General features: G+C 71.6%; 17 protein-coding genes. 5 read left to right on the top strand and 12 right to left on the bottom strand.

Annotated features, from left to right (window positions below):
• Nucleotides 1–24: 24 nt before the first annotated feature.
• The 3 genes from ABZ318_RS03285 to ABZ318_RS03275 are packed head-to-tail and all read right to left on the bottom strand — an operon-like array spanning nt 25 to nt 2,755.
• On the bottom strand, nt 25–516 hold the full coding sequence (locus ABZ318_RS03285; RefSeq protein ID WP_356900786.1) for an LURP-one-related family protein: 492 nt from the start codon (nt 514–516) through the stop codon (nt 25–27).
• A gap of 32 nt (nt 517–548) precedes the next feature.
• Nucleotides 549–1,298: a hypothetical protein gene (locus tag ABZ318_RS03280; protein ID WP_356900785.1), complete on the bottom strand. Its 750-nt coding sequence runs from the start codon at nt 1,296–1,298 to the stop codon at nt 549–551.
• A gap of 2 nt (nt 1,299–1,300) precedes the next feature.
• Nucleotides 1,301–2,755, bottom strand: coding sequence for a hypothetical protein (locus tag ABZ318_RS03275; RefSeq protein WP_356900784.1), 1,455 nt, complete (start codon nt 2,753–2,755; stop codon nt 1,301–1,303).
• A gap of 142 nt (nt 2,756–2,897) precedes the next feature.
• Between ABZ318_RS03275 and ABZ318_RS03270 the strand changes: the two genes are divergently transcribed.
• Nucleotides 2,898–4,691, top strand: a complete 1,794-nt coding sequence (locus ABZ318_RS03270) for an NHL domain-containing thioredoxin family protein (protein ID WP_356900783.1) — start codon at nt 2,898–2,900, stop codon at nt 4,689–4,691.
• A gap of 36 nt (nt 4,692–4,727) precedes the next feature.
• On the opposite strand, the gene ABZ318_RS03265 is transcribed toward ABZ318_RS03270, so the two are convergent.
• The 6 genes from ABZ318_RS03265 to ABZ318_RS03240 all read right to left on the bottom strand — a co-directional run bounded on the left by ABZ318_RS03265 (nt 4,728) and on the right by ABZ318_RS03240 (nt 11,368).
• Complete coding sequence (locus ABZ318_RS03265) at nt 4,728–5,051, bottom strand: hypothetical protein (protein WP_356900782.1); 324 nt, start codon at nt 5,049–5,051, stop codon at nt 4,728–4,730.
• Nucleotides 5,052–5,112: 61 nt separating this feature from the next.
• The gene (locus ABZ318_RS03260) at nt 5,113–6,420 is read right to left on the bottom strand and encodes a M18 family aminopeptidase (RefSeq protein ID WP_356900781.1); all 1,308 of its coding nucleotides are present in this window, start codon (nt 6,418–6,420) and stop codon (nt 5,113–5,115) included.
• 132 nt (nt 6,421–6,552) lie between these two features.
• Nucleotides 6,553–8,382, bottom strand: coding sequence for an acyl-CoA dehydrogenase (locus tag ABZ318_RS03255; protein ID WP_356900780.1), 1,830 nt, complete (start codon nt 8,380–8,382; stop codon nt 6,553–6,555).
• A gap of 172 nt (nt 8,383–8,554) precedes the next feature.
• Entirely contained in the window at nt 8,555–9,142 is a 588-nt protein-coding gene (locus ABZ318_RS03250; RefSeq protein WP_356900779.1) for a hypothetical protein, read from the bottom strand.
• On the bottom strand, nt 9,142–10,926 hold the full coding sequence (locus ABZ318_RS03245; protein WP_356900778.1) for an alpha/beta hydrolase: 1,785 nt from the start codon (nt 10,924–10,926) through the stop codon (nt 9,142–9,144). The genes ABZ318_RS03250 and ABZ318_RS03245 overlap by 1 nt, the downstream gene beginning before the upstream one ends.
• A 7-nt stretch (nt 10,927–10,933) precedes the next feature.
• Nucleotides 10,934–11,368 carry a hypothetical protein gene (locus ABZ318_RS03240; protein ID WP_356900777.1) on the bottom strand — a complete coding sequence of 145 codons (435 nt, stop codon included), beginning with the start codon at nt 11,366–11,368 and terminating at the stop codon, nt 10,934–10,936.
• 126 nt (nt 11,369–11,494) lie between these two features.
• On the opposite strand from ABZ318_RS03240, the gene ABZ318_RS03235 reads away from it, so the two are divergent.
• Nucleotides 11,495–12,007, top strand: a complete 513-nt coding sequence (locus tag ABZ318_RS03235) for an SseB family protein (protein WP_356900776.1) — start codon at nt 11,495–11,497, stop codon at nt 12,005–12,007.
• A gap of 79 nt (nt 12,008–12,086) precedes the next feature.
• On the opposite strand, the gene gcvH is transcribed toward ABZ318_RS03235, so the two are convergent.
• Nucleotides 12,087–12,482, bottom strand: coding sequence for a glycine cleavage system protein GcvH (gene gcvH / locus ABZ318_RS03230; protein WP_356900775.1), 396 nt, complete (start codon nt 12,480–12,482; stop codon nt 12,087–12,089).
• A 227-nt stretch (nt 12,483–12,709) separates the two neighbouring features.
• On the opposite strand from gcvH, the gene ABZ318_RS03225 reads away from it, so the two are divergent.
• Nucleotides 12,710–13,672, top strand: a complete 963-nt coding sequence (locus ABZ318_RS03225) for a pirin family protein (protein ID WP_356900774.1) — start codon at nt 12,710–12,712, stop codon at nt 13,670–13,672.
• Nucleotides 13,673–13,817: 145 nt separating this feature from the next.
• Entirely contained in the window at nt 13,818–14,909 is a 1,092-nt protein-coding gene (locus ABZ318_RS03220) for an AI-2E family transporter (protein ID WP_356900773.1), read from the top strand.
• Nucleotides 14,910–14,959: 50 nt separating this feature from the next.
• Here the strand turns inward: ABZ318_RS03220 and ABZ318_RS03215 are convergent, their stop codons facing one another.
• A complete protein-coding gene (locus tag ABZ318_RS03215) occupies nt 14,960–17,077 on the bottom strand; it encodes a SpoIIE family protein phosphatase (RefSeq protein ID WP_356900772.1) in 2,118 nt (705 codons plus the stop codon).
• 137 nt (nt 17,078–17,214) lie between these two features.
• On the opposite strand from ABZ318_RS03215, the gene aspS reads away from it, so the two are divergent.
• On the top strand, nt 17,215–19,029 hold the full coding sequence (gene aspS / locus ABZ318_RS03210; RefSeq protein WP_356900771.1) for an aspartate--tRNA ligase: 1,815 nt from the start codon (nt 17,215–17,217) through the stop codon (nt 19,027–19,029).
• Between the two features lie 58 nt (nt 19,030–19,087).
• On the opposite strand, the gene ABZ318_RS03205 is transcribed toward aspS, so the two are convergent.
• Entirely contained in the window at nt 19,088–19,555 is a 468-nt protein-coding gene (locus ABZ318_RS03205; protein WP_356900770.1) for a hypothetical protein, read from the bottom strand.
• Nucleotides 19,556–19,560 lie beyond the last annotated feature (5 nt).

The following is a 19,560-nucleotide window of genomic DNA, read 5'->3' as shown; positions in this document are numbered from 1 at the left end:
CAGGTCGGTCCTCCGGGTGGCGGGTCAGTCCTCCCGTTCCCGCTCCGCCATCCGGATGACGCACACGGCGACCGCGATCTGCAGCGCCGCGTCCGCGTCCTCGCGGACCACGTTCACCGCGTACGTCTCGCGGACGTGGAACCACTGCCGGGAGATGTGGGCCAGGAGTTCACCCTCGTACTCGACGGTGAACTCCCGGTCCAGGATCCGGCCGCTGACGTCCAGTCCGGTCCCGTCGACGAGCGTCACCCGGTAGTGGTTGCGGAGCAGGGAGAGCCGCTTGCGGCGGACGGTCGCGAGCGGCTGGTCGTCCCGCTCGATCGTCATCGCGTCCCGCAGGCTGAACATCTTCTGCCGCAGCGTGACGAGGACCTGCCCGTCGGGGCCCTTCAGCTCCAGGGTGTCGCGCAGCCGCAGCGCCTTGCCGTCGACGAGGAAGGCGTGGCGGCCCTGCTCGTCCTCGATCCAGTAGTCGTCGCCGATCGCGAAGATCTTGTCCCGTACGAGATATTTCACGCGCCCATGTGTGCCCCGGTCCGGGGCGCTTCTCACCCGAAGTACCGGGTGAACGGGTCCGGTGACGCGCCCAGCATCTCCCCGAACGGCGCGTCGAGCTGATGGATCAGCAGCACGGTGAAGGCGATGAACCCGGAGAGCCCCATCACCATCACCACGTGCGTCACGCTCCTCCTGATCCCGAACAGGAACATGAACGCGAGCGTGAGCGCGCCGCCGATCAGCAGGCCCGTCCACAGCACGGGGGAGAGCCGCTCCTGCGCCGCCGCCTCCCGGCCCCGGCGCGCGTCGTCGATGTAGCCGAGCTGGGCCAGGACCTCCTGGGCCGCGATCTGCTCCGGCACCTCGGCCGAGTCCCCCACCTCGCCCGCCTTCCGCAGTCGTTCGAGCAGCTGCCAGCCGGACGGGCCCAGCGGCGCGCGCTCCGCCATCGCCGGCCACTCGACGTCGACGACGTGATCGGCGTACGCACGGGCCGCGTCCCGCAGCGGCTGCCGCTGGGCGGCGGGGAGCGCGTCCGCGAGGAGATACGTCTGGTGCAGCGCGCTCGCCTCGGCCTGGGCGTTGTCGGCGGCGTCGGAGCGGGTGTCCCAGACGGACACCAGGCAGAGACCGAGCACCACCGCGTAGAGCACCGAGACCATCATGGCGATGTACTCGGCGACGTCCTCGCGCGGTTCCTCGTCCTCGCCGAGCGGGAAGAGCCGGGTCTTGGCGAAGACGGCGAGGGCGGCGACGAGCGCGACGCCGAGGACGACGACGAGCGTCTCGAACAGGGCCACGGTCACTTCCCCCGGCTGCCGAGCAGGGCGGCCGCGACGGCCGCCGGGATCAGAAGAAGCAGCAGCATCGTCACGACCCCGAACTCGTGCGCCTCCCGCGCCCGGCGCCGCAACCGCCCCAGGAACCCCTCGCCGTCCGGCACGGCCTCGACCCGCTGCCGCTGCCGGTCACCGATTCCGGGCACCGTCTCCGGCGGGCCCACGGGGACGGGGGCGGCGGTACGGGCGGGTACCGGCGGCACGCGGGCCGGGGCGGTTCGCGGTACGGCCGGGGGCACGGCGGGCGGAGCGGTTCGCGGAGCGGTTTGCGGTACGGCCGGAGGCACGGCCCCGGGACCGGCCCCCGAAACCGCCGGGGCCCCCGGCACGCCCACGGCACCGGCGGCAGTGGCACCAGTGCCGGCGGCACCGGCAGCTCCGGCGGCTCCTGTGCCGGCGGCTCCGGCAGCCCCGGCGGCAGCGGCTCCCGTGCCGGCGGCTCCGGCAGCCCCGGCAGCCCCGGCGGCCCCAGCACCAGCCGTCGTCCCAGCCCCTCCAAGAGCACCAGCCACCCCAGCTACCCCAGGAGCCCCAGCCACCCCAGGAGCCCCGGCCACCCCAGAGGCTCCGGCCCCCCCAACCACCCCAGAGACCCCACTCCCCCCACTCCCCCCGCTCCCTCCACTACCCCCACCGCCCCCCGCACCCTGCGGCGGCGAGGGGACGGTGAAAGCGGCGGAGGAGCGTGCCGTGAGCGTCGGCGCGGGGACGAGGGAGCCCCCGGCGTCGAGGGTCGGGACCCGGTCGCTGCCGGTGGCGAGGCCGGTGCTGCGGTGGGTGCCCGGCGGGCGCCGGACGGTGGCCGTGCAGCGGGCCGAGGCGCCCGGCGGGAGCAGGGCCACGGTCCCGGTGCGCCCGCCGCAGTCGACGGCGCCGGGGCCGAGCCGCAGGGCGGTGTCCTCGACGCGCACGGCGTGGAGGGGCCGGTTGCCCCGGTTGGCCACGGTGTAGGTGACGGCGGCCCGGCCGCCCCCGACCGCGACCCGCTCGGTGAGCGTGAGGCCTCCGGCGACGCCGACGTACCCGGAGCGGGCGGTCGCGCTGCTCAGCACGTCGAGGGAGGGGACGTCCCCCCGGGCCCGCGCGGTGGCGAGGCGCACCCCGGGCAGGGCGCGGAAACGGGCGACGCACTCCATCTCCCCGAGCCCGGCGAGCTGCTGCCGGGGGCACCGTACGGCCCCGTCGGGCACGCCGGGATCGACGACTCGTACCCCGTACACATGCGCCTCGCCCAGGTTCTCCAACCAGTACCGCTTCACGACCTGCGCCCCGACCCGTACCGCCGGCGGCCGCTCGGCACTGTCGGAGCGTCCGTCCACGGTGACGGTCATCCGCAGGGCCCCGTCCCCGGACCCACCGGCCCACGCGGCGGCCCCGGGCAGCGCGAGCAGTGCCACCACCAGCAGCCCACCGCTCACCCGACGGCCGTAATAGTCCGATGATCTGCCCGCACGCGTCATGCGCCCCATGCCACCGCCCACCCCCGGCCGTCCCCGCCCCGGGACACGCCCCCGCCCCCCACCCGGCCCCCGTTTTCCACCCGTACGGCACCCTTGAACCATGAACGACTCCGCGCCCACCCACGCGCCCCGCCGTGCCCGTGTCCGTGCCCCCGAGCTGATCGGCAAGGGCGGCTGGCTCAACACGGGTGGAGAAGAACTGACCCTCGCCGACCTGCGAGGAAAGATCGTTCTGCTCGACTTCTGGACCTTTTGCTGTGTGAACTGCCTGCACGTCCTCGACGAGCTGCGGGACCTGGAGGAGAAGCACCGCGACACGCTCGTGATCGTCGGGGTGCATTCGCCGAAGTTCGTGCACGAGGCCGAGCACCAGGCCGTCGTCGACGCCGTCGAGCGGTACGAGGTGCACCACCCGGTGCTCGACGACCCGGAGCTCGCGACCTGGAAGCAGTACGCCGTGCGAGCGTGGCCGACGCTCGTCGTGATCGACCCCGAGGGGTACGTCGTCGCCCAGCACGCCGGTGAGGGGCACGCCAACGCGATCCGGACGCTCGTCGAGGAGCTGGAGGCCGAGCACGAGGCCAAGGGGACGCTGCGGCGCGGCGACGGGCCGTACGTGGCGCCCGAGCCCGTCGCGACCGACCTGCGGTTCCCCGGGAAGGCCGTCACCCTGGCGAACGGCCACTTCCTGGTCTCCGACACCACCCGGCACCAGCTCGTCGAGCTGGCCGAGGACGGCGAGACCGTGGTGCGGCGGATCGGTGAGGGCGTCTTCCGGGAGCCGCAGGGGCTCGCTCCGCTGCCGGACGGCAGGATCGTCGTCGCGGACACCGTGAACCACGCCCTGCGCACGTACGACCCGGAGAGCGGGGCGATCGAGCTCGTCGCCGGCACCGGGAAGCAGTGGTGGCAGGGGTCCCCGACCTCCGGCCCCGCCCTCGGGGTCGACCTCTCCTCGCCGTGGGACGTCGCCTGGTGGCAGGGCAAGGTGTGGATCGCCATGGCCGGTGTGCACCAGTTGTGGACGTACGACCCGGAGACGGAGACCGTCGAGGTCGCGGCCGGGACGACGAACGAGGGGCTCGTCGACGGGCCCGCCGCCGAGGCCTGGTTCGCGCAGCCCTCCGGGCTCGCGGCCACCGAGGACCGGCTGTGGGTCGCCGACTCCGAGACCAGCGCCCTGCGCTGGGTCGACACCGAGGGAGTCGTGCACACCGCCGTCGGGACCGGGCTCTTCGACTTCGGTCACCGCGACGGCGCCGCCGACCAGGCCCTCTTCCAGCACCCGCTGGGCGTGACCGCGCTGCCCGACGGCTCGGTCGCCGTCTCCGACACGTACAACCACGCCCTGCGCCGCTTCGACCCCGCCACCGGCGAGGTCACCACCCTCGCCACCGATCTGCGCGAGCCCAGCGACGCGGTCCTCGTCGGCGGTGACATCGTGGTCGTCGAGTCCGCCCGGCACCGGCTGACCCGGCTGCGGCTGCCGGAGGAGGCCGTCCAGGTCGAGGCGGTCGCCCACCGCACGCAGCGCGAGGCCACCGAGGTCGCCCCGGGCCGGCTCCGGCTCGACGTCGTCTTCCAGGCGCCGACCGGGCAGAAGCTGGACGAGCGGTACGGTCCCTCGACCCGCCTCCTGGTCTCCTCGACCCCGCCGGAGCTGCTGCTCGGCGGCGAGGGCACCGGGACGGACCTCTTCCGGGAGCTGGACCTGAACCCGGAGGTCAGCGAGGGCGTGCTGCACGTGTCCGCGATGGCCGCGTCCTGCGACGACGACCCGGCCAACGAGTACCCGGCCTGCCACGTCCACCAGCAGGACTGGGGCGTCCCGGTGAAGGTCACGGCCGCCGGCGCCGCCCGGCTGCCGCTGATCCTCGCGGGCATGGACGGCTAGGGCCTGTCCGGCGGATCAGGGCCGGACAGGCCCTGGTCAGCGCACGATCCCCTGGTTCCTGGACGGGTGCCCCGCGGCCCCGTCCAGGCACCCCTCCACCCAGGCCGCCGGGTCGTGCACGGCCCGCTCGCCGCCTATGCCCTGCCGCTCCATGAGCGCGCACTCGCCCTCGCGCAGGGCGCGCCACTTCACGATGCGTACGGCCTGGAGGTAGCCGCCCTCGTAGGCGATGTCCGTGGCCCACGGCGGCCGGTCGTCGTACCGGTCGATCAACACGCCCGCCGCCGCCGTGGCGAGCACGGCGGCGGCGGTGAGTGCGACGGCGAACTTCCCCTGCGAGGGGCCCTCATGACGATGCATGGGGACGACGCTGCCAGGCGGGGGCTTTCGCGGATGTTTCGCGCGACGCGCGGGCGGGGGCTCAGCCCTCCAGGAACGCCACCAGGGCGTTCGCGAGGAGGTACGGGTCGTCCGCGCCGCAGAGTTCGCGGGCGCTGTGCATGGAGAGGATCGCGACGCCGATGTCGACGGTCGTGATGCCGTGCCGGGCGGCCGTGATCGGGCCGATCGTGGTGCCGCAGGGCATGTCGTTGCTGGAGACGAAGGACTGCCAGGGCACCCCCGCCTTCTCGCAGGCGGCGGCGAAGACCGCGCGGCCGCTGCCGTCGGTGGCGTACCGCTGGTTGACGTTCACCTTGAGGATCGGGCCGCCGTTGACGCGCGGGTGGTGCGTCGGGTCGTGGCGCTCCGCGTAGTTGGGGTGGACGGCGTGGCCGGTGTCGGAGGAGAGGCAGACCGTGCCGGCGAAGGAGCGGGCCCGGTCCTCGTAGGAGCCGCCGCGGGCGTAGACCGAGCGCTCCAGGACGTTGCCGAGGAGGGGGCCCTGGGCGCCGGTGTCGGCCTCGGAGCCGTTCTCCTCGTGGTCGAAGGCGGCGAGGACCGGGATGTACGGGAGGTCGTCGCGGCCCGCGAGGGAGGCGAGCGCGGCGACGCCGGCGTGGACGGAGATCAGGTTGTCCATGCGCGGGCCGGCGAGGAGCTCGCGGTCGCGGCCGAGGTAGGCGGGGGCGTCGACGGCGTGGACCATGAGGTCCCAGCCGCTGACGTCCTCGGCGTCGACGCCGGCCTCGGCGGCGACGAAGGAGATCAGGTCGCCCTCGTGGACCTGGCCGATGCCCCAGATGGGCTGCATGTGGCGCTGGCGGTCGAGCTTGAGGCCGTCGTTGACCTGGCGGTCGAGGTGGATGGCGAGCTGCGGGACGCGCAGCAGCGGCCGGTCGACGTTGACGAGGCGGTGGCTGCCGTCGCGGAGGGTGAGGCGGCCGGCGAGGCCGAGGTCGCGGTCGAGCCAGGTGTTGAGCAGGGTCCCGCCGTAGATCTCGACGGCGACCTGGCGCCAGCCCTGGGCGCCCATGTCGGGCTGCGGCTTGACGCGCAGGTTGGGGGAGTCGGTGTGGGCGCCGACGATCCGGTACGGGGTGTGGGCGGTGGCGCCCTCCGGCACGTACCAGGCGATGATCGCGCCGCCGCGGATCACGTACTTCCCGCCGGACGTCCCGTCCCAGGCCGCGGTCTCCTCGACCTTGCGGAAGCCGGCCTTCTCCAGGCGGGAGGCGGCGCTCGCCACCGCGTGGTACGGCGAGGGGGAGGCCGTCAGGAAGGCCATCAGGTCGTCGGTGTGGCCGCGGTCGAAGGGGCCGGCGGTGGGACGGGAAGCTGCGCTGCTCATGGAGCCACCTTACGCAGGGACCGGAATACGAATACGGGACCCCGGAAAAGGGACCGGGGCCCGTCCCCGGGCAGCGAGAACGGCCCGCCCCCCTCCCCGGGGACGGGCCGTTCGGTCAGAGCGAGGCGCGTCTCAGAACGCGGCCTCGTCCAGGTCCATCAGCGAGCCGTCGACGGCCTCGGCCAGCGCGCGCTCGGCGGAGACGCCGGGCAGGACGTTGGCGGCGAAGAACTTCGCGGCCGCGATCTTGCCCTGGTAGAAGGCGACGTCCTTGCCGGTGGCGCCGGCGGCCAGCTTCTCGGCGGCGACGGCCGCGCCCTTGAGGAGCAGGTAGCCGACGACGACGTCGCCGGAGGCGAGCAGCAGGCGGGTGGTGTTGAGGCCGACCTTGTAGATGTTCTTGACGTCCTCGCCGGTGGCGGTGAGGTCGGTGATCATCTTGCCGACGATGCCCTCCAGGTCGACGGCGGCCTTGGCGAGCGCGTCGCGGGCGCCGGCCAGCTCCTCGCCGCCGGTGCCGACCGCGAGGAACTTCTTGATCTCCTCGGACAGCGCGTTCAGGGAGGCGCCCTGGTCGCGGACGATCTTGCGGAAGAAGAAGTCCTGGCCCTGGATGGCCGTGGTGCCCTCGTAGAGGGTGTCGATCTTGGCGTCCCGGATGTACTGCTCGATCGGGTACTCCTGGAGGAAGCCGGAGCCGCCGAAGGTCTGGAGCGACTGCGCGAGCTGCTCGTAGCCCTTCTCGGAGCCGTAGCCCTTCACGATCGGCAGGAGCAGGTCGTTCAGGCCGTGGAGCGCCTTGGCGTCCTCGCCGGCCGCTTCCTTGATCGCGATCTCGTCCTGCACGGAGGCCGTGTAGAGGACGAGGGAGCGCATGCCCTCGGCGTACGCCTTCTGCGTCATCAGCGAGCGGCGGACGTCGGGGTGGTGCGTGATGGTGACCTTGGGCGCGGCCTTGTCCATGAAGTTGGCCAGGTCGGTGCCCTGGACGCGCTCCTTGGCGTACTCCAGGGCGTTGAGGTAGCCCGTGGAGAGGGTGGAGATCGCCTTCGTGCCGACCATCATGCGGGCGAACTCGATGATGAGGAACATCTGGCGGATGCCGTCGTGCTTGTCGCCGATCAGCCAGCCCTTGGCGGGGTGCTGGTCGCCGAAGGTCATCTCGCACGTGTTGGAGGCCTTGAGGCCCATCTTGTGCTCGACGTTGGTGGCGTAGACGCCGTTGCGCGCGCCCAGCTCGCCGGTCTCCCAGTCGAACTCGTACTTCGGGACGAGGAAGAGGCTCAGGCCCTTGGTGCCGGGGCCGGCGCCCTCGGGGCGGGCGAGGACGTAGTGGAGGATGTTCTCCTCCATGTCGTGCTCGCCGGAGGTGATGAAGCGCTTGACGCCCTCGATGTGCCAGGAGCCGTCCTCCTGCTGCACGGCCTTGGTGCGGCCGGCGCCGACGTCCGAGCCGGCGTCGGGCTCGGTGAGGACCATGGTGGAGCCCCAGCGCTTCTCGACCGCGATCTGCGCGATCTTCTTCTGCGCCTCGTTGCCCTCGTTGTAGAGGACGCCGGCGAACGCCGGGCCGGAGGAGTACATCCAGACGGCCGGGTTCGAGCCGAGCAGCAGCTCCGCGTAGGCCCAGACGAGGGAGCGCGGGGAGACGGTGCCGCCGATGCCCTCGGGGATGCCGAGGCGCCAGTACTCGGAGTCCATGAAGGCCTTGTAGGACTTCTTGAACGAGGCCGGCACGGGGGCGGTGTTGGTCTCCGGGTCGAAGACCGGCGGGTTGCGGTCGGCGTCGGCGAAGGACTCCGCGAGCTCGTTCTCGGCGAGACGGCGGATCTCGTCGAGGATGCTCTTGGCGGTCTCGACGTCCATCTCCTCGAACGGCCCGGTGCCGTACACCTTGTCGCGGCCGAGGACCTCGAAGAGGTTGAACTCGATGTCGCGGAGATTCGACTTGTAGTGCCCCATGGCGACGGCTCCGTAAAGGCTCGGGGAGGCGGATTCCTCGTACGCGTACTACCCGTGAGTAGCTCACGTTCTCTACGATGATGCTACCCACGGGTAATAACGGCAACCCCTGTCCGGGCATCTGTGACGCGAGCCGCACGCCCCGGGTCGGTGTCCGGTCGGTACGGGCCGGTCAGTACAGGTTCGTCAGGTCGGTGCCCTCCGGGGCGCGGAAGCAGCCGGAGACGACGGTGACGGCGATCAGGTTCTTCTGCTTCGGGTCCTTGCTGCCGACCCACAGCTCGGCGTTGACGGCGAAGTGCTCGTTCTCCTTGTCCGCCGTGAGTTCGAGGGTCCTGGCCTTGCTGTTGTTCGGGCCGTACGAGACGATCTTCCACCCCTTGGCCGGCAGCGCCTGGTGAAGCCGCTCGAAGCCCTGCTTCAGCTCGTCCTCGGAGACGTCGTAGAGGGACCACGGGTGGCGGATCGAGAAGAGGTGCTCGCGGTCCTCCTGGCACACGGAGGCACCCGCGCCGCCCGGGGTCGTCTTGCCCTGGGGCAGGCCGATCATGTCGAAGATCTCGCTGGAGAGCTCCTTCGTCCGGGTCCTGGCGTCGTCGACGTCGAGGGTCGTGGGGGTGTAGCCGAGGTCGTCGGCGTCGCTCATGGAACATCCCGTCGCGAGGGTGGTGAGGCAGAGGAGGAGGGCGCCGAGCGCGGCCGGGCGCCGTGCGCGGCGGCGCGCCGGGGCTGTGGGGGTCTGTCGGTCGCTGGAGTTCATCAGTCCTCGTTCACCTTGTCGTACCGGCCTGCCACGACCTTCGACTGGTTCTTGAGACTCTCCGAGTCCCGGGTCCAGTAGTCGCTGTGTCCGCTGGTGTCGACGTCCATCCGGTGGGCGCCGAACAGTTCGTCGGAGGGCACGGTCTGCACGTACCCGGCGTTGAACGGGACGCCGTTCCAGGTCTCGACGCCCCACGTGTAGCCGCCGAGCCCGGCGACCTTGCCGGCCGCCGGCACCACGTCGCTCGTCGCCGCCTCGGACCAGACGTGGTCCTTGCCGACGTCCAGGTCCTCGGCCTTGCCGGTCAGCATGCCGGGGCTGCCGACCGCCACGATGTCGTCGGCCGCCAGATCGCCCTTGTTGGAGGCGTCGCCGACCACCGTGGAGCCGTAGCTGTGCCCGATGATCGTGGTGTGGCTCTTGTCGGCGCCGCCCTGCACGGTCTCCAGGCCGTCCATGAACTGGAGCAGCTTGGGGGAGCCGTCGTACGCGAAGTCCTTCTGCATGGCGTCGGGGGCGAGGGACTGCGGAGCCTCGTAGCCGAACCAGGTGATGGTGGAGACGTTCTGGCCCGGTGCCATCTTCGAGGCCTCCAGCCACGTCTCCGTCATCCGGTTGATGTCGTCGCCGAACTCGTTGCTCAGGTTCGTCTTCGTGCCCGGTACGTAGACGGCGGTGTGGTCGGCGGTGTCGGGGTTGCCGTTGGCGATGATCGCCCGGCCGATGCCGTTCTTGTCGTAGCCGAGGAGATAGGCCTCGGGGAGGCCCTCCTTGCCCGTGGCGGCGAAGCGGGCCTCGATCGCTTCGACGCCCTTGAGCTGGTTCTTCAGCGTCTCCTGGTTCTTCTGCCACTCCTTGTACTCGGGGCTGAGGACGACCGCCGGGTAGGAGCCGCTGGGGTTCGGTATGTACTGGTTCGGCGCGGGCTTGGCCAGATCCGTCCGGATCTGCGCCCCGGTCTCCGCGAACACCATGCGGTTGGCGTCGTCGCGGACCGAGGACGGCAGGCCGTCGAGGGCGCCGACGGAGGCCGGGTAGAGCGTCGCGTACTCGTCACGCTGCTCCTGGGACAGCCCGTTCCACCAGGCGGCGTTCTCCTTGGGGGACTTGCCGTGCGGGATCTTGTCGTCGTCCGCGTACGTCCCGGCCGCGCTCTGGAGCGCCTTGGTGTCGGCGGCGGCGTCGACGAGGTCCGCGTCGCTGACCGTCAGGCCCGGACCGGCCTTGAGCCTGCGCAGGGCGGCGGCGTAGCGGCTGTCGATCTCGCCGGCCTCGCGGACGGCGTCGCCGATGCGCTGGGCGATGTCCTCGGCCTTGCCCTTGTTGGCGTCCGCGCTGCCGACGCCTTCGCCCTTTCCGGGCGCGAGCGGGACGGGTGCGCCGTGCTCGGCGGTGTTGGTGCCGGGGGCGAGGACGAAGGACTGGGTCGGGTAGGTGACCGTCCCGTCGGGGTTCACGGTGAACTTCAGGTTCTCCGCGTCCTCCAGCGCCTGCTTCAACTTCTTCTGCGGCGCGGCGAGTTCGCTGGCGAGCCCGTTGAGCGCCGTACGGATCAGGCCGCACTCCGTGTGCAGGTACTGGTAGTTGCGGGAGAGCTGCTGGACGTCGGCGCCCGCCCTGTCCGCCGTCTCGCCCTTCTGGGTGGCGTGGATCTTCGCGAACATGCCGTTGTCCACGCGGTCCTTGTCCGCGTTGGCGCGGGAGCTGACCTTGCCCCAGCCGTCGGCGGCGTCGGTGTACTCGTTCAGCTTCGCGTCGCGCAGCTGCTGCCAGGTGGGCATGGCGGGATCAGCCCTCCTTCTTCTGGCCGGACTGGCCGGACTGCCGGGCGCCCTCGGCGGCCACCCTCTGCCTGGTGTCCTCCTCGCGCTCGCCGAAGTCGCGTCCGGCGGCCTTGAGGGCGCCTTCGAGCCGGCCGCACTCGTCGCGGACGGCGGTGAGGCGGGTCTTCCAGGTGCCGAGGATCTCGGTGAGCGCGGCGGAGGAGTCGAAGCCGGCGGTGGAGCCGCTGACGCCCTCGTTGGCCGTGTCCAGGTCGGTGACCGAGTTCGAGGTGGAGGTCCTCAGTTCGCCCGCGGTGTTTCCGGCGCTGTGCCAGGGGCCCGCATCGGCCTTGAGGTCGGTTCCGCCGCCGCCTCCGCCGTCCGGGGCGGCGAGCCCCGCGAGGCTCATCGCGGCCGGCTGTTCACCGATGATTTCCTGCCATCTGGCGTCGAGCGCCATCTGTCACCCCCGTGGTGGACGAATTGCTTCCGCGAACCTAGCAAGAGAGTTCGTGAGGTGCGAAGAACAGTGCGAGAGGCGCCCGTGCGACTTCCCCGCGGCCCGCCGCTCGATAGGCTGGCCCCCATGTACGGCTACGAGCAGAACCCGGGTGCCCAGCAGCAGTACGCCCCGCCCCAGCAGGGGCAGTACGCGCCGCAGGGCGGTATGCAGGGTGGCATGCAGGGCGGTGTCCCCGGTGGGTACGCCCAGCAGCAGCCTCCGCTGTACCCGGAGCCCTCGCCGCCCTCCCTCGCGGACGCCGTGCGCGCCTTCACGACCGGCACGCTGGCCGCCGAGGACTTCCAGCAGATCTTCGCGACCTCGAAGGTCTACTGCCCGCGCGGCGACAACCCCGGCTTCCTGGCCCTGCACAACACCCAGCAGCCGGTCATCCCGATGTTCACCTCGCTGAAGGAGCTGCGGCGGTACGCGGGCAAGGAGTCGAAGTACTTCGTGATCACCGGCGCCGAGGTGATCGACCTGCTGCCGACCGGCTACGGCTTCGTCCTGGACATGGAGGGCGACCACCGCATGGTCTTCGACGCGAAGGCCGTGGAGCAGATGGTCGACTTCGCGATGCGGCGGATGTACGGCTGACGGGCGCGTACGCGCGGATGCGAACGGGCGGGCCCGGTGACCCCTGAGGGGCGCCGGGCCCGCCCGTTCCTCGTGGGGCCTACTCCGATTCCGCCGCGATGTGGTCCCTGTACTGCGCGGCGTCGAGCAGGCCCGTCGGCGCCCCGGTGCCGGGCGTCTCGATCTCGATGATCCAGCCGTCGCCGTACGGGTCGGTGTTGATCAGCTCGGGCTCGCTGTCGAGCTCGGGGTTCTTGACCGTCACCCGGCCGGAGACGGGCGCGTACAGCTCGCTCACCGACTTGACCGACTCCAGGGTGCCGAACGGCTCTCCCGCCTCGACGTCGCGGCCCACCTCGGGGGCGTCCACGAAGACGATGTCGCCGAGCTGCGTCTGCGCGTAGTCGGTGACGCCGACGCGCACGCGCCGGTCGCCCGTCACCTCCACCCACTCGTGGTCCTTCGAGTACGTGAGGTTCTCCGGGTAGTACGGCATGCGGGCTCCTTCAGGGGCCGTCGGGGGCCGGGAGGTCCGCCCGGCGGAGACAGCGTGCCCGAGTGGCCGGGGGTGTGGAGCCGTGGCTCACTCGGACGAGTGGGCGACTTTCGGCCGTCCGGACGAGGCGCCCGGGAATGAGACGGAACGGGGCCGCGTTCTGGGTGGCAGAAAGTTCAGTGTTCAACTAAAGTGGTCGTACAAGGTCGCACCTAGGAGGTCCGGTCATGCCCGCTGTGACTGTCGAGAACCCGCTCACCCTGCCGCGCGTCGCCGCCCCCGCCGACGCCGTCTCCCGCCCCGTGCTCGCCGTCACCACGGCCCCCTCGGGCTTCGAGGGCGAGGGCTTCCCGGTGCGCCGTGCGTTCGCCGGGATCAACTACCAGTACCTCGACCCGTTCATCATGATGGACCAGATGGGTGAGGTGGAGTACGCGCCCGGAGAGCCCAAGGGCACGCCCTGGCACCCCCACCGCGGCTTCGAGACCGTCACCTACATCATCGACGGGACCTTCGACCACCAGGACTCCAACGGCGGCGGCGGCACCATCACCAACGGCGACACCCAGTGGATGACCGCCGGCTCCGGCCTCCTCCACATCGAGGCCCCGCCGGAGTCCCTCGTCGTCAGCGGCGGCCTCTTCCACGGCCTCCAGCTGTGGGTGAACCTGCCCGCCTCCGACAAGATGATGGCCCCCCGCTACCAGGACATCCGCGGCGGCCAGGTCCAGCTGCTCACCACCCCCGACGGCGGCGCGCTGCTCCGCGTCATCGCCGGCGAGCTCGACGGCCACCAGGGCCCCGGCATCACCCACACCCCGATCACGATGATCCACGCCACCCTGCGCCCCGGCGCCGAGATCAGCCTGCCCTGGCGCGAGGACTTCAACGGCCTCGCGTACGTGCTCGCCGGCCGCGGCACCGTCGGCACCGACCGGCGGCCGGTCCACACCGGACAGACCGCCGTCTTCGGCAAGGGGGGCTCGCTCACCGTCCGCGCCGACGAGAAGCAGGACGGCAACACCCCGGACCTGGAGGTCGTCCTCCTCGGCGGGCAGCCGATCCGCGAGCCCATGGCCCACTACGGCCCGTTCGTCATGAACACCCAGGCCGAACTGCGCCAGGCCTTCGAGGACTTCCAGGCCGGCCGCCTCGGCACGATCCCGGCGGTCCACGGAATGGGCGAATAGGCGGTACGGGGAGAGGCGCGTGAGTGGTGCCGGCGTGAGGGGTGCCGGAAGGGGTCGGCGAGCGGTACGCCGTCACTGACGGGCCGTCACCCGGACGGCCCGCCAGCGCGCGACGCCACGCCCGCCGACGTGGTCCGGTGGTCGGGTGCAGCCGAGCCCAGCGCCCCTCCCTCCCGAGCCCCTGCTCCCCGAACCCGCCCGCCGGTTCGCCGCCTGGTGCGTCGTCCTGCTGCTCGCCGCCGGGGTCGCCGCCGTCCTCGTCTGGCTCTGCGTCGTCTTCAAGACGGCCGTCACCCCCGTCCTCCTCGCGATCCTCGGCACCGCCCTCCTCGGCCCGCTCCACCGGCGCCTGCTGCGGATGAAGGTGCGCAAGGGCCTCGCCGCCGCGCTCACGGTCGTCGCCGTCCTCGTGGTCGTCGGCGGCGCCACGTACGTCGTCGTCGTCGCCCTCATCGAAACCGGCGACCAGATCATCGCCTCGCTCCGGCGGGCCGCCTCCGACATCGCCGACCACCTCGGGGCCGCCGGCACCTCCCTCGACGACCTCGCCGGGAACGCCGAGAAGCTCCTCAAGGAGTTCGGCGGCACCGCCGCCTCCGGCGTCATCAGCGGCCTCAGCGTCGTCGGCCAGATGCTCGCCACCGGCGTCCTCGCCCTGCTCCTCATCTTCTTCTTCCTCAAGGACTCCGACCGGGCCGCCGGCGCCCTGCGCTCCCTCTCCCCCCGCGGCACCGGCGACCTCGTCGAGGCCATGGCGCGCCGCGCCTTCGAAGCCGTCGAGGGCTTCATGCGCGGCACCACCTTCATCGCCCTCGTCGACGCCGTCCTCATCGGCATCGGCCTGGTCGTCCTCGACGTGCCCGGCGCCGTGGGACTCGCCGCGCTCGTCTTCGTCACCGCCTACATCCCGTACCTCGGGGCCTTCCTCTCCGGCGCGATCGCCGTCCTCGTCGCCCTCGCCGACCGGGGCTTCGTCATCGCGCTGTGGGTGCTCGGCGTCGTCCTGGCCGTCCAGGTCATCGAGGGCCACCTCCTCCAGCCCCTCGTCCAGAGCAGGACCGTGCAGATGCACCCGGCCGCGGTCATGCTGGCGATCACGGCCGGCGCGTCCGTCGCGGGCATCCTCGGCATGCTGCTCGCCGTCCCGCTGACGGCCGCCGCGACGGGAGTCCTGGGAGTGCTGCGGACGCGGTACGGGACGACGCCTTCAGCGGCGCCTCCGCGTTCCGCGCCCTGACCCGCACCACGTGTGCGGCGCGCAGCGGGGTGCCCGTCGCCCGCCGGGGGCTATCCGCAGCAGCCGCCCTCCGGGTCCGGTTCGTTCAGTTCGAACCAGATCGCCTTGCCCTCGCCCCGCGGGTCGACGCCCCACGCGTCCGCCAGCATCTCCATCAGGATCAGGCCGCGCCCGCTCGACGCCATCTCGCCCGGGTGCCGCTTGTGCGGCAGCTCGTCGCTGCCGTCGGAGACCTCCACGCGCAGCCGCCGCGTCTTCTCGCCGCAGGCGACCTCCGCCACCAGGAGCGCGTCGCCGTCGGTGTGGACGAGGACGTTCGTGACCATCTCGGAGACCATCAGGACCGCCGCGTCGAGCTGGTCCTCGTCCGACCAGTCGTGCAGCAGCTGCCGGACCTGCTCGCGCGCCTCGGCGATCCGTTCCGGCTCCGCCTGGGCGATCGTCATCAGGGTGCGGCGCGGGGCCTCCTGGACGGTGCCGCCGGGCCGGCGGGAGAGCAGCAGCACGGCGATGTCGTCCTCGCGGCGGTCGGCGAGCGGGCCCGTCGTGTGGTGCGAGCCGGGGCCGTGGACGGCCTCCACGAGGGCGTCGGCGAGCCGCTCCAGATCGTCGCCGTCATGGGACTCCAGGAGCCGCCGTACGCGCTCCCAGCCGCTGTCCAGGTCGTGTCCGCCGGTCTCCAGCAGGCCGTCGGTGCAGATCATCAGGGTCTCGCCGGGGTCCAGGGTGAGCCGGGTGGTGGGGTAGTCGGTGTCGGGGTCGATGCCGAGGGGCAGCCCGCCGGCCGTGGGCCTCAGCAGAACCGTTCCGTCGTTCATCCGTACCGCGGGGTCCGGATGCCCCGCGCGCGCGATGTCGACCGTCCCCGTCTCCAGGTCGACCTCCAGGTAGAGGCAGGTAGCGAAGCGCGGACCGCCGCCGTCCCCGTCGTCACCGTCCGTGACCCCGTAGAGGAAGCGGGAGGCGCGCGCGAGGACCGCGTCCGGCCGGTGGCCCTCGGAGGCGTACGCGCGCAGGGCGATCCGCAGCTGCCCCATCAGGCCGGCGGCCCGCACGTCGTGGCCCTGCACGTCACCGATGACGAGGGCGATCCGGCCCGGGCCGTGCCCGCCGGTGCGGGAGGAGCCGCCGGGCAGCCGGATCATGTCGTACCAGTCGCCGCCGACCTGGAGTCCGCCGCCGGTCGGCACGTACCGCGCGGCGACCTGGATGCCGGGGATGCCCGGCCCGAGGACCGGCATCATCGTCCGCTGGAGTCCGAGCGACAGCTCGCGCTCGGACTCGGCCACGCCCGCGCGTGCGAGGGCCTGCGCGAGCATCCGCGCGACGGTCGTCAGCACGGAACGCTCGTCGGGCGTGAACGCCACCGGGTGCTTGAAGGCCGCCATCCAGGCGCCCATCGTGCGCCCGGCGACGACGAGCGGCACGAAGGCCCAGGAGCGGCGCCCGAAGCGCTGCGCGAGCGGCCAGGTGGTGGGGAAGCGGCGCAGGTATTCCTCCGGGGACGGCAGGTAGATCGCCCGCCCGGTCCGCACGACCTCGGCCGCCGGATAGTCCGTGTCCAGCGACATCGAGGAGAACGGCCCCTCGTCGCCCTCGCTGTGCCCGTGGTGGCCGATGATCGTCAGCCGTTCGCCCGCCACGCCGAAGACGGCGAGCCCGTCCGGCGAGAAGCCGGGCATCGACAGGGAGGCCGCCACCCGCAGCACCTCGGCCGTCGACCGCGCCTCGGCGAGCGCCCGCCCGGCGTCGAGCAGGAAGGCCTCGCGGGAGCGGCGCCAGTCGCCGGTGATGGGGGTGCGGGCGGCGGTGCCCGGCAACTGCTCGGCGACCTCCTGGAGGGTGCCGACCAGCTGGTAGTCGTTCCCCTCGATGAGCGGCTTCGACCTGCTCCGTACGGTACGGATCACCCGCCCGTGCTCGTCCATGATCCGCAGCCGGGCCTCGGCGAGGGTGCCCTCGGCGACGGCGAGGTTGACCACCCCGTCGATCTCGTTCCAGTCGACCGGATGAAAACGGGACCGCACGGCCGCCTCGCTGAGCCGCACGGGCTCGGCGGGCAGCCCGAGCAGCCGGGCGGCCTCGGCGTCGAGCGAGACGATCCCGGACGCGTTGTCCCAGCGCCACAGGCCGGTCGCGATCGCGGCCAGGACGTCCTCGGTGCGCATTGCCCCACTTTATGAATACCGGACAGCGGGCCGCCACCGACGGTATCCGAAATGCGATCTTGGGCCGGCCGGTAGGCTGGGAGGGCTTGACACCGTCAAGCCCTTCACCATCGATCCCGAAGACTGGATGAACGACGATGCATCGGTACAGGTCCCACACCTGCGGCGAGCTCCGCGCCTCTGACGTCGGCACCGACGTCCGGCTGAGCGGCTGGCTGCACAATCGGCGCGACCTGGGCGGCATCCTCTTCATCGATCTGCGCGACCACTACGGCATCACGCAGCTCGTCGCCCGGCCCGGCACGCCCGCCGCCGAGGTCCTCGACAAGCTCACCAAGGAGACCGTCGTCCGCGTGGACGGCAAGGTCGTCTCCCGCGGCGCGGAGAACGTCAACCCCGAGCTGCCGACCGGCGAGATCGAGATCGAGGCCACCGAGGTCGAGGTCCTGGGCGCCGCCAAGCAGATCCCCTTCACCATCAACACCGACGACGGTGTGAACGAGGAGCGGCGCCTGGAGTACCGCTTCCTCGACCTGCGCCGCGAGCGCATGCACCGCAACATCATGCTGCGCTCCGCCGTCATCGCCTCCATCCGCTCCAAGATGGTGGCCCTCGGCTTCAACGAGATGGCGACCCCGATCCTCGCCGCGACCTCCCCCGAGGGCGCCCGCGACTTCGTCGTCCCGTCCCGCCTGAACCCGGGCAAGTTCTACGCGCTGCCGCAGGCGCCGCAGCAGTTCAAGCAGCTGCTGATGATCTCCGGCTTCGACCGGTACTTCCAGATCGCGCCCTGCTTCCGCGACGAGGATGCCCGCGCCGACCGCTCGCCCGGCGAGTTCTACCAGCTCGACGTCGAGATGAGCTTCGTCGAGCAGGAGGACGTCTTCCAGCCGATCGAGAAGCTCATGACGGAGCTCTTCGAGGAGTTCGGCGGCGGCCGCCATGTCACCTCGCCGTTCCCGCGGATCCCGTTCCGCGAGTCGATGCTCAAGTACGGCAACGACAAGCCCGACCTGCGCACCTCGCTGGAGCTCGTCGACATCTCGGACGTCTTCGAGGCGTCGGAGTTCAAGGCCTTCGCCGGCAAGCACGTCCGCGCGCTCGCCGTCCCGAACACCGGCGACCAGCCGCGCAAGTTCTTCGACTCCCTCGGCGACTTCGCGGTCTCCCTCGGCGCGAAGGGCCTGGCCTGGGTCCGCGTCGGCGAGGGCGGCGCCCTCACCGGCCCGATCGCCAAGTTCCTCACCGAGGAGAACGTCAAGGTCCTCACCGAGCGCCTGGGCCTCCAGCCCGGCCACGCCGTCTTCTTCGGCGCCGGCGAGTTCGACGAGGTCTCCAAGATCATGGGCCCGGTCCGGGTCGAGGCCGCCAAGCGCGCCGGCCAGTTCGAGGAGAACGTCTTCCGCTTCGCGTGGATCGTCGACTTCCCGATGTACGAGCGGGACGAGGAGACCGGCAAGATCGACTTCTCGCACAACCCGTTCTCCATGCCGCAGGGCGGTCTGGAGGCCCTGGAGACCCAGGACCCGCTGGACGTCCTCGGCTGGCAGTACGACATCGTCTGCAACGGCATCGAGCTCTCCTCCGGCGCCATCCGGAACCACGAGCCCGAGATCATGTTCAAGGCCTTCGAGATCGCGGGCTACTCGCGCGAGACGGTCGAGCAGGAGTTCGCGGGCATGCTCCGCGCCTTCGAGTACGGCGCCCCGCCGCACGGCGGCATCGCCCCGGGCGTCGACCGCATCGTCATGCTCCTCGCCGACGAGCCCAACATCCGCGAGACCATCGCCTTCCCGCTCAACGGCAACGCCCAGGACCTCCTGATGGGCGCCCCGACCGAGCTCGACGAGGCCCGCCTGCGCGAGCTGAACATCCAGCTCCGCAAGCCGGTCGAGAAGAAGACGGAGGACCGCCCGGTGACGGAGTCGGTCCACCCGGACGCGGCGCGGTAAGCGTCCGCTCCTGGAAAGGGCCCGGAATCCTCACGGATTCCGGGCCCTTCGTGTGCGACTACCACCTGGCGAAAGGCGTCAGCGCCGCAACCTCGGGAGCTGCCTTACGCAACGCGGCCCCGAACTCGGAGGCCAAGTCGGTGAGATGTTTCAGGACTTCCACGCGTGGCATGACCTCCACGTCGGGGTCGGGGCGCCATGTGGTGCCTGAGACGCAGCGAATCTCTACCGTGACTCCCGCAGGCGCGAAGAGCAGGCACCGCTCGACCCCTTGCCCGTAGAGATCGATTCGGGCGTCGCGCCCTTGTTGCAGGCAATCGATCGCGGCAGGGAGCTGCTCGATCACCGAGGAAAGATCGTACGAGACATCGACGGGCCATTCGGGCTGGCCGAACCCCGAGATGATGAATCGCGCATCGGTTTCCGAAAGCAGCTGACACGCGTCCATCGCCAGCGATTCGTAGTCGTCGGAGGGGTCGATCTCCGGTGGGTCGGGGAGCCTTTGGGAAGGAGAGGTCAGAGACATTCTGA

The organism is Streptomyces sp. NPDC006197 (genome assembly GCF_040613865.1).
In the GTDB taxonomy this organism is placed as follows: domain Bacteria; phylum Actinomycetota; class Actinomycetes; order Streptomycetales; family Streptomycetaceae; genus Streptomyces.
Note: the sequence above shows the minus strand (reverse complement) of the source record. Positions and strands in the feature narration are given on the sequence as shown.